Here is a 1,732-nt window from a genome sequence, read left to right as displayed (position 1 = left end):
GCGCTGCTGGCCGGCAACGTGAAGATCATCAACTGGCTGACCGTGCCGACCGCGGTCGCGAACCTGACGCACGCCGTCGGTGGCGTGTTTTTCCCGGTCAACTTCTATGCGGTGCTGCGCGTTTGCCGGATGGCCGGCATCGTGCTCATCGCGGTGTCGCTGCCACCGCTGTGGTGGCGGTCCCGCCGTGACGATCGTGCGGCGGTGAGCGGCATCGCCTGGGCCATGCTGATCGTGGTGCTGTTCGTGCCCGCTGCGCTGCCGTGGTATTACACCTGGCCACTGGCGGCCGCCGCGCCGCTGGTGCGGTCGGCAACCGCGATAGCCACGATTGCCGCGTTCTCGACGTGGATCATGGTGATCTTCCGGCCGGATGGCGCGCACGGCATGTACTCGTGGATCCATGTCGGCATCGCGACGGCTTGCGCGCTGCTCGTCTGGCGCACGCTGGCGGGCGAAACGGCCTCGATGAGCCTCGATACACGCCACTGAGCCATCAATACGCCATAGCCTGCGCCCGGCGCACCACCTCACGAGCCTGATGGGCATGCAGCGCATCGACCGGACGCGCGTTTCCGACCGCTTCGCGCACTCCGTCGCGGCTGATGGACAGCGACGGATCGGAGGTGAACAGCCACCGCACGATGTCGGTGTCGCCGTAGCCGCCGTCGTGCAGCACCGCCAGCAAGCCGGGCAGGCTCTTGACCACCTCACCGGCGTCGGTGAAGAAAATCTGCGGCACCACCACCGCATCCCCGCGGCGCACCGCAACCAGATGGCCGTCGCGCAACTGCTGATGCACCTTGGTCACCGGCACCCCGAGCAGTTCGGCCACCGTCGGAAGGTCGTACGTCGGTTCGTCAGGAGCCAGAACGTCGTCGCTGGCCGGAATGCTGCTCACGAAGCGAGTTTAGAAGCCGCTGACACCGCTTACCATGTGACGGGCCTCGCCGAGCATGCAGAGAATCGCATCCGGCGGGCCTCCGCAGTGCGATTCTCTGCATGCTCAGCGCAATGGATCTCAGTCGCGGAGCATCTCGGCGATCAGAAACGCCAACTCCAGTGACTGCTGGGTGTTCAACCGCGGATCGCAGGCGGTCTCGTAGCGCCCGGCCAGGTCCGAGTCGGAGATGTCCTGCGCGCCGCCGAGACACTCGGTGACATCCTCGCCGGTGATCTCGACGTGGACGCCGCCGGGGTGGGTGCCCAGCGCGCGGTGCACTTCGAAGAAGCCCTGCACCTCGTCGACGATGCGGTCGAAGTGGCGGGTCTTGTGTCCGGTGGACGCCTCGTGGGTGTTGCCGTGCATCGGGTCGCACTGCCAGATCACTCGGTGGCCGGTGGCCTGGACCTTCTCGATGATCGGCGGCAGCAGGTCGCGCACCTTGCCGTTGCCCATTCGGCTCACCAGGGTCAGCCGGCCCGCGATGTTGTGCGGGTCCAGCCGTTCGACGTATTCGACGGCCAGCTCCGGGGTGGTGGTGGGGCCGAGCTTGACCCCGATCGGGTTGGCGATCACCTCGGCGAACGCGACGTGCGCGCCGTCGAGTTGACGGGACCGCTCCCCGATCCACAGGTAGTGCGCCGACAGGTCGTAGAGCTGTGCCTCGCCATTTTCGTGCTGTGACAACCGCAGCATGGCCCGCTCGTAGTCGAGCACCAGAGCCTCATGGCTGGCATAGATTTCGGCGGTCTCCAGCCCCCGGTCGGCCACCCCGCAGGCACTCATGAA

Annotated in this window: 2 protein-coding genes and 1 pseudogene; 1 reads left to right on the top strand and 2 read right to left on the bottom strand. The window is 66.8% G+C overall.

What is annotated here, in order from left to right:
* A pseudogene (locus AC2VOP_RS08030) lies at positions 1-492 on the top strand (alpha-(1->6)-mannopyranosyltransferase A); the annotation flags it as partial.
* A gap of 4 nt (positions 493-496) precedes the next feature.
* Here AC2VOP_RS08030 and AC2VOP_RS08025 read toward each other — a convergent pair.
* Entirely contained in the window at positions 497-901 is a 405-nt protein-coding gene (locus AC2VOP_RS08025; protein WP_486960471.1) for an Rv2175c family DNA-binding protein, read from the bottom strand.
* Positions 902-1,021: 120 nt separating this feature from the next.
* Positions 1,022-1,732 (bottom strand): 3-deoxy-7-phosphoheptulonate synthase (locus tag AC2VOP_RS08020; RefSeq protein WP_486960470.1); only part of this gene is annotated, 711 nt, incomplete at its 5' end.

The sequence above is a fragment of the Mycobacterium sp. TH-M106 genome (assembly GCF_057473765.1).
Note: the sequence above shows the minus strand (reverse complement) of the source record. Positions and strands in the feature narration are given on the sequence as shown.